General features: G+C 61.9%; 8 protein-coding genes and 1 pseudogene. 3 read left to right on the forward strand and 6 right to left on the reverse strand.

Going from position 1 to position 7,288, the window contains the following annotated elements; translation table 11 throughout:
- The first annotated feature begins 3 nt into the window (after nucleotides 1-3).
- From ACYVL5_RS17140 to ACYVL5_RS17150, 3 genes are all read left to right on the forward strand, one after another.
- Complete coding sequence (locus tag ACYVL5_RS17140) at nucleotides 4-900, forward strand: class I SAM-dependent methyltransferase (RefSeq protein WP_460596795.1); 897 nt, start codon at nucleotides 4-6, stop codon at nucleotides 898-900.
- A 154-nt stretch (nucleotides 901-1,054) separates the two neighbouring features.
- Complete coding sequence (locus tag ACYVL5_RS17145) at nucleotides 1,055-1,501, forward strand: DUF2147 domain-containing protein (protein WP_460596796.1); 447 nt, start codon at nucleotides 1,055-1,057, stop codon at nucleotides 1,499-1,501.
- 84 nt (nucleotides 1,502-1,585) lie between these two features.
- Nucleotides 1,586-1,984, forward strand: a complete 399-nt coding sequence (locus tag ACYVL5_RS17150) for a MerR family transcriptional regulator (RefSeq protein WP_460596797.1) — start codon at nucleotides 1,586-1,588, stop codon at nucleotides 1,982-1,984.
- Nucleotides 1,985-2,280: 296 nt separating this feature from the next.
- Here the strand turns inward: ACYVL5_RS17150 and ACYVL5_RS17155 are convergent, their stop codons facing one another.
- From ACYVL5_RS17155 to ACYVL5_RS17180, 6 genes and pseudogenes are all read right to left on the reverse strand, one after another.
- Complete coding sequence (locus ACYVL5_RS17155) at nucleotides 2,281-2,700, reverse strand: hypothetical protein (protein ID WP_460596798.1); 420 nt, start codon at nucleotides 2,698-2,700, stop codon at nucleotides 2,281-2,283.
- A 59-nt stretch (nucleotides 2,701-2,759) separates the two neighbouring features.
- Complete coding sequence (locus ACYVL5_RS17160) at nucleotides 2,760-4,457, reverse strand: acyl-CoA dehydrogenase (RefSeq protein ID WP_460596799.1); 1,698 nt, start codon at nucleotides 4,455-4,457, stop codon at nucleotides 2,760-2,762.
- Between the two features lie 23 nt (nucleotides 4,458-4,480).
- Complete coding sequence (locus tag ACYVL5_RS17165) at nucleotides 4,481-5,671, reverse strand: ATP-binding protein (RefSeq protein WP_460596800.1); 1,191 nt, start codon at nucleotides 5,669-5,671, stop codon at nucleotides 4,481-4,483.
- A gap of 168 nt (nucleotides 5,672-5,839) precedes the next feature.
- The gene (locus ACYVL5_RS17170) at nucleotides 5,840-6,616 is read right to left on the reverse strand and encodes an enoyl-CoA hydratase (protein WP_460596801.1); all 777 of its coding nucleotides are present in this window, start codon (nucleotides 6,614-6,616) and stop codon (nucleotides 5,840-5,842) included.
- A gap of 28 nt (nucleotides 6,617-6,644) precedes the next feature.
- Nucleotides 6,645-7,028, reverse strand: a complete 384-nt coding sequence (locus ACYVL5_RS17175; RefSeq protein ID WP_460596802.1) for an acyl-CoA thioesterase — start codon at nucleotides 7,026-7,028, stop codon at nucleotides 6,645-6,647.
- 138 nt (nucleotides 7,029-7,166) lie between these two features.
- Nucleotides 7,167-7,288, reverse strand: a pseudogene (locus ACYVL5_RS17180) (IS1595 family transposase); the annotation flags it as partial.

Below are 7,288 nucleotides of genomic sequence, written 5' to 3' on the forward strand. Positions count from 1 at the left end.
GCAATGAAAGACAAGGCGAGCAGAACAGCAGCAGACGTGGTGGCCTTACGGGCACTCTCCAGCATCGCCCCGTCCGGGAAGAGGATCATGGTCGATGAGCTCTCTTTGAAGATGCTCCCCTGGCCCTGGCACTGGGCCGAGCCGCTCTTTTCGCTCCCCGCCCTGAAACCGTTCACCTACCGGCTCGGGCGCGCGATCTCCAACACGCTCACCGGCTACCGGGGCACCATCGAGCTGGTGGCGCTTCGCTACCGCCACATCGACGACCGGCTGGAGGCGGCCTATCGAAGCGGGATCCGGCAGGTGGTCCTGCTGGGGGCGGGATACGACTTCCGCGCCCACCGCAAGGAGTACCCGGACGTGCACTTCATCGAGATCGACCACCCAAAGACCCAGGAGGGGAAGCTCGATCTCCTCAAGCGGCACCGCACCCGCGTGAACGGGGAGGTGCGCTACCTGGCGGTCGATTTCCACGAGGACTGGGTACGCCGGGTGGAGGAGTCACGCATGCTGCGGCCGGAGCCCGCCTTCATCATCTGGGAAGGGGTTTCCTACTACCTGCGGGAGGAGGCGGTCCGCTACACCCTGAAGGCCTTGAAAACGCTCTTCGTCGACGGCAGCCGGCTCATCTTCGACTGTGTCCCGCCGGCCAAGGCCAACGGCCACATCCCGAGCCGGGAGCTGATCCTCACCGCGAAGTACGTGGCCAAGAAAGGGGAGCCGCTTCTGTGGGGCGGAACCGACGCCCAGATCAGGGAGATGCTCGCCGGCAAGGGGTACGGCGACCCGGACGTCTGGTCGCTGTCGCAGGTGGCGGCGAGGCTCCGCTCGCACGAGGGGGTGGGGATCGCCCCGGAGAGGATCTACGACGAGTTCTACCTGGTGGAGGCGGAGATTTAGATCACCGGTCCCTAACGGGCAATCAATATCCCCTCGCACACCGGGAGAGGGGCGGGGGTGAGGGAGAGAGTTGGCTAACACTACCCTCACCCGGCCTCCGGCCACCCTCTCCCCTGAAGGGGCGAGGGTATATTGGAATACAGGAGGAGAACTTATGAAAATTGCAATGTTATGGCCCGCTCTGCTGCTGATGGCCTCAAGCGCCTTTGCCGGGGAGGCCGACGGGATACTCGGGCGCTGGAAAACGGAGAACGCAAAATCGACGGTGGTGGTCTTCAGGTGCGGGGAGAGGTACTGCGCGAAGATCGAGGCGCTGAAGGATCCGCTCTATACCGACGCCTCGGAGGGTCCCCCCGGGACGCCGCGGGTCGACAGCCACAATCCGGACCCCTCCCGCCGGAAGCGGCCGCTGGCCGGGCTGCAGTTCATGGAGGGATTCACCCCGGCCGGAGAGGGGAAGCTTGCCAACGGGACCATCTACGACCCGGAGAACGGCAAGACCTACCGCTGCACCATCACCCTCAAGGATCCCCACCGCCTCGACGTCCGCGGATTCATCGGGATCTCGCTGTTCGGGCGCACCACCGTATGGACCAGGTAACGAGGGAAAAATGCCTTCATATTAACTGCTTGACAACCTGCCTTGGTACACAGTATATGTCGGTAATTGACATGGAGGTAAAGTATGCGGCTTAGTTCCGATGAATATTTGCAGATCAGCGACCTGGCGAAGAAGCTCAACATAACCGCCCGGACCATAAGGCTTTACGAGCAGATAGGGCTGGTGGACCCTCCGCAGCGCACCGAGGGCGGCATCCGCGTGTACGACAAGGAAGCGGTCAAGCGATTCAAGTTCGTGCTGAAATTGAAGGAGTTGGGCCTGTCTCTCCAGGAAATGCAGGAGCTGGCGTCGATCTACAAAGAGTACAAGAAGCCGGACAAGATCATGCCCCGGCTTATTGAGCTGCTCGACACCCAGTTGAACACCATCCAGACCAAGGTGCGCAACCTGCAGTCCTTGGAGAAGGACATCTCCGAGTACCGGCAGAAGATCGTGGATCTGTATCATCTGCCGAGCAAGTAGTACGACGGCACTCAGAAGACAGCGTAACATTCAGACAAGAAAGCCCCGGCCACCTTAAAGGTGCCGGGGCTTTTTCTGTAGGGTGAGCGGACCCCGTGCCCACGCGGGGTCCGCCAAGAATAGGCACCCTCGCCCCCTTGGGGGAGAGGGTGGCCGGAGGCCGGGTGAGGGTAGATGTTTAGAACCTCCCTCACCCCTGCCCCTCTCCCCTAAAGGGGCGAGGGGATATGAATGGAATGCCTGCCCCTCTCCCCTGAAGGGGCGAGGGGATATCGATTCGAGCGAGAGGGGAGTTCCTACCTCGCCGCGGCGCTGGCGGCGGGGGCGGGCTCTGCGCTGTAGCCGAGCAGCCAATCCTTGGCGTCGTTGGGGTTGTCGAAGAGCTTCAGGTTGTTGCGGCCGGACATCTTCAGGGACACCATGTAGACGAGCTTGCGCCAGCCGTTGACGCCGACCACCGCGCCCGCCTGCACGTACGGCTTGTTGTACTCGAGAAGCTCCTTGAACACCTCTTTCGCCTGATCGTCGAACTCAGTTTCGGAGACATCGGTCAGACTCAGAAGCGTCCCCTTCTGCATCCGCGAAATCATCGGCTTTCCATAGGCGATGACCTCTTTGATTTCCTCCAGGGTGAGCTTCGAGAAGTCGAGCTTGAAGATGAGTTTCCCCCCTTCCCTGATAAAGCCGACCCGCTGGACCAGTTCCGTATGCTTCATGACATCCCTCCTTGACGTTCAACGCCGTGCCGATTTGCCTGTTACAGTGCGCGCTCCGGTCACTCCGACATCTCGTAGCAGCCGCTCAACGAGAGCACCTGCTCGTTCCAGACCCGAAGATAGCGGGCCTCATCCACTTCCGGTTTGGCGATCATCTTGAGGCACCCTTCCATCTGGCCGGAAGTGGTGCTCGTTTTGCTGTAGAGCTGAAGGGCGAACCTTGAGAAATCCCTCACCATGAAGTCGAAGATCTGCGCCAGCAGGTCGTCCCCGATGCCGATCAGGGCAGCGTTTTCGAGCACCAACTGGCCGTAGACCACCAGGGTGAAGAGCTCACCCAGGGCGAGCATGAAATCGATGTCCCGCTGCTGCGCCTCGTTGGGAGGCGTGGCACGGAGGAAGGCGGCCAGCGCCTCGATCTGGGAGACGAAGATCCTGACGTTGGCAAGCCGGCAGCTGTCGTAGACCTTCCGGTAATCGTGGAAGCGGATGGAGCCGAGCCCCTTGGTCGGCCCCTGGTCGAAGAGGAAGTCGTCGTTGGCCGCCTCCAGCCGCCGGGGAACCGGGGGATACTCGCCCGGGTTGAAGAAGTAGTTGGCCATGAACTTGAGGATCAGTGCGATGTTGACATGCACCGTCCCCTCCAGTTTCGGCAGCGCCCGGATATCCCTGGCCGCGGTGTCGAAGTAGGTATCCTTCTCGAACCCCTTGGCGGCGATCACGTCCCACAGGAGATTGACGACGTCTTCCCCCTGGGTGGTCACCTTCATCTTCATCACCGGGTTGTAGAGGAGGTACCGGCGGTCGTCGGCGGAGGCCGAGCGGAAGTAGTCGGAGGCCCTCAAGGCGAAGAGTTTCATGGCGGTGAGCCGCGCGTAGGCGTCGGTGAACATCTGCTTCACGTGGGGGAAATCGGTCACCATCCGGTCGTAGAGCCGGCGGTTGGAGGCGTGGTTGATCGCCTCGTAGAAGGCATGGGTGCAGATCCCGATGGAGGCCCAGCCGAGGTTGTATTTCCCGATATTGACCGTGTTCAGCGAGGAGTCCCAGGCCGCCGCGCCGCGGGAGATGATGTCGGCCTCGGCGATCGGGTAGTCGTGGAGGATGAATTCCGAGACGTAGGACTGGGTGGCGGTGATGTTCTTCACGCACTCGTAGGCTTCGTGCTTGCTGTCGACGGCGAAGAAGACGTACTCGCCGGTGCCGGGGATCCTGCCGAAGGTGGAGACCAGGGCGGCCTCGTTGCCGTTACCGATGTAGTACTTGTCGCCGCGGGCAAGGTAGCGCCCCTCCCCGTTGGGGATCAATTCCATGTCGGTCGAGTAGATGTCCGCCCCGTGCTCCTTTTCGGAGAGGCCGAAGGCGAAGATGGCGCCGTCGTCCAAAAGGGCGGCGGCCTTGCGGCGCAGCTCTTCGTTTTGGCTCATCCAGACCGGCCCGAGCCCGAGGATGGAGACCTGCCAGACGTACCAGTAGCAGAGCCCGTAGAAGGCCACCACCTCGTTGAACACGCAAAGTCGCGAGGTGTCCCAGCGGCAGTCGCTCCCGCCGTACCCCGCCGGGGTGAGCAGGGTGGCGAAGATCTTCTCCTTCTTGACGAAGTCGATGAAGTCCTGGTACCAGACCCGGTTGAGGTCGTCCTCCTTGAGCTTCTTCTTCCCCTTCGCCTCGAAGAAGGCGACCGTCTTCTCGACGATCTCCCGGACGACCGGGTCGGGATGGCTGACCGCCAGTTTTTTCGGGTTGAAAAGAATCATCTGAATCTCCTTGAGTTGCAGCCTCACCCCTTGCCGGGGAGAAAGCTCCTGATTTTCTTCTTGATCCCGCTGATCACGTAGGGGGTGAGCCGCCCCTTCTCCTTGAGGATCTGGCGGTAGAGGTCGTTTCGCTTTAAGGGGGGCAGCGGCCGCTCCGCCCTGGGCACCATCGAGAGGGCGCCGACCGGACAGGCGGTGACGCAGGCACCACAGCCGAGACAGACTTCATCCTTCACCGCGGCATAGCGGCCGGTCCGCTCGGAGAACTTCACCCCCCTCGGCTGACCGATCGCCTTCACGTTGCAGGAGGAGAAGCAGGCTCCGCAGTAGCTGCAGCGCCGGGAATCGATGACCGCGGTGAAGCCGGTCTTGCCGACCCCTTCGTGGAATCCGTGCTGGACGCCGGCCATCAGCTCGCAGCAGCAGCCACAGCAGCTGCAGATGAAGGAGGGTTTCTGGCGGATGTTGTCGGTGACGAAGGTGAGGTTGAAGGAACGGGCGCGATCGAGGATCTCCAGGAGCTCGGCAGCGCTCTTTTGTTCGGCGAATCCGCGCCGGCAGAAGAACTTGGCCGCGGCACCCAGCGAAATGCAGATCTCCTCCACCGGAGCGCCCTTTTTGCAGCTCTGACCGAGATGCTCCTTCTTGTGGCGGCAGAAGCAGAGGCCGACCGCACCTCCACCGGCGTCGATGATGATCTGGCGGGCGCTCTCGTAGCTGACGATCTCGGAGGTGACCGGTATGTGCTCCTCGTAGACGAGCGAGCGGGTGAGCGGGGTCTTCGAGCCGAAGAACTCGTCCCCCTGCCCCCTGCCGTTCTGGTCGTGCATGTACTCCGACATCAGGCGGGCGATCCGCGCCTGGGGGAGGTCGGTCCGGTTCTTCATGAAGGTGAACTCGAAGAAGCCGATCAGCCCGGGGACCAGGAGGTAGTAGGTCACGCCGTTGTACGGCATGTCCATCAAGAGCCCCTTGTCCGCCATCCGGTCGAGGATGAGGGAGAGCTCGCCTGCCGGGATGCCGGTCAGCTTCACGAGCTCCGGAAGGGTCGCCTCCTCGAGCGGGAAGCGGGAGGCGACGAAGGCCTCGCGCTCATCGAAGAGAAGGGAAAGGATCTCCCGAAGCTTTTCGTTGTCCACCAGTCCGACCGGGAACATGTTCAGCCGGTCGATCAGCGGAACTAAACTGCTCTTGGAACCAAGGTGGTGTCCCATGAAATCTCCTGCTACTCAAGACTGCTCGCTTTTATGGCCGGAGGCATCTTCCTTATACCCTCGCCCCCACTGGGGGAGAGGGTGGCCGGAGGCCGGGTGAGGGAAGATTTTAAAACCTCCCTCACCCCTGCCCCTCTCCCGGAGGGCGAGGGGATATTGATTTAGATGTCAGTTGAATTTGGTGAAATCCGGCTGGCGGCGCTGCATGAAGGCTTGCAGGGCCTCGGCGGCTTCCGGGGAGCCGAGGCGGTTCATGAACTGCATCCCTTCCTCCAGGATGGTCTCCTTGAGCCCCACCCGGTATTCCCGTTTCAAAAGCGACTTGGCCAGCCGCACCGACGCAGCAGGTTGGGCGGCAAGCTTCACTGCCTTGTCCCGGGCCACCGAGCCGAGATCGTCGTCGGGATGCACCTCCGACACGATCCCGACTTCCTGCGCCGTCTTGGCCGAGAAGGTCTCTCCCAGGAGGAGGAGCTCCGCTGCCCGCTGGTGTCCCATTATCCGCGGGAGGAGCAGCGTCGAGCCCGCCTCCGGGCAGAGCCCCAGGTTCACGAACGGCATCTGGAAGGTGGCCCCCTGCGCGGCATAGACCAGGTCGCAGTGAAGGAGCATGGTGACGCCGACGCCGACCGCCGTGCCGTTGACCGCCGCCACGATCGGCTTGCGCGCCTCGCTGATGGCCATCAGGAACTGCATGACGGGGCTCTCCGTCCCGGTGGGGGGAGAGGCGAGAAAGTCGGCCAGGTCGTTGCCGCTGGTGAAGGAATCGCCGCTGCCGGTCAGCAGGATGACCCGCACACTGTCATCCCCGTCGGCGCTTCTCAACCTCTCCGAGAGTTCACGGTACATTTTGAGGTTCAGCGCGTTCTTCTTTTCCGGGCGGTTGAAGCGAAGGGTGAGGATTCCTCCCTCGCACTGGCTCTGGATCTCAGGGGTGTTGCTCATAGATACCATCTCCTTCTGTTTGAAACCGTCAGGCCAGGGCCTTGATGCTGTCGGGAACCGGAACCGGTGCGCCGGTGTTCTTGTCGATACAGACCATGGTGGTGCGTGCCGTGGCGTAGACAGTGTCCTCCCCATCGTGCAACCGGTAGGCGATATCGAAGCTGCTCGATCCCATGCGATCCAGCCACAGGGTCGCCACGACCTTTTGGAAGAGGACGATCGGGCGCTTGTACTCGCATTCGGCGCGCCCCACGACGAGGTAGATGTTGTTCCGGGTCGCCTCGAGGAACTCCTGTCCCATCAGCTTCACGCGGGCGGTCTCCAGGTAGGTGAAGTAAACCGCGCTGTTCACGTGCCCATAGGCGTCCAGGTCGGCGAATCTCAACTCTATTTCAGTGACGTGTTCTTTCATGATTGGTCTCCTTCATGTTGGACTCATCCCCATTCTCACCCTGTCCCTCCCCTTGAAGGGGAGGGAACCTCATGCCTCTCCTGCCCTATTTGGCCGGAGGCTCTCTCATTCTACCCTCGCCCCTTTAGGGGAACCTGATTAGCGCCAATCTTCCGCTAGGCGTAACCACCGCTCTGGTCGGCTGCCAGTCCGGGCAGCGGCAGCAGCGAGGCGGGGAAGCATAGCAGCAAGATCGAAACGACGGTTAAAGCGGTACTGAT

Source organism: Geomonas sp. Red276 (genome assembly GCF_054784495.1).

Coding starts and splice junctions, on each gene's coding strand:
- ACYVL5_RS17150 (WP_460596797.1), top strand. CDS start 1,586: ATGCGGCTTAGTTCCGATGAATATTTGCAGATCAGCGACCTGGCGAAG.
- ACYVL5_RS17175 (WP_460596802.1), bottom strand. CDS start 7,028: ATGAAAGAACACGTCACTGAAATAGAGTTGAGATTCGCCGACCTGGAC.
- ACYVL5_RS17165 (WP_460596800.1), bottom strand. CDS start 5,671: ATGGGACACCACCTTGGTTCCAAGAGCAGTTTAGTTCCGCTGATCGAC.
- ACYVL5_RS17170 (WP_460596801.1), bottom strand. CDS start 6,616: ATGAGCAACACCCCTGAGATCCAGAGCCAGTGCGAGGGAGGAATCCTC.
- ACYVL5_RS17145 (WP_460596796.1), top strand. CDS start 1,055: ATGAAAATTGCAATGTTATGGCCCGCTCTGCTGCTGATGGCCTCAAGC.
- ACYVL5_RS17140 (WP_460596795.1), top strand. CDS start 4: ATGAAAGACAAGGCGAGCAGAACAGCAGCAGACGTGGTGGCCTTACGG.
- ACYVL5_RS17160 (WP_460596799.1), bottom strand. CDS start 4,457: ATGATTCTTTTCAACCCGAAAAAACTGGCGGTCAGCCATCCCGACCCG.
- ACYVL5_RS17155 (WP_460596798.1), bottom strand. CDS start 2,700: ATGAAGCATACGGAACTGGTCCAGCGGGTCGGCTTTATCAGGGAAGGG.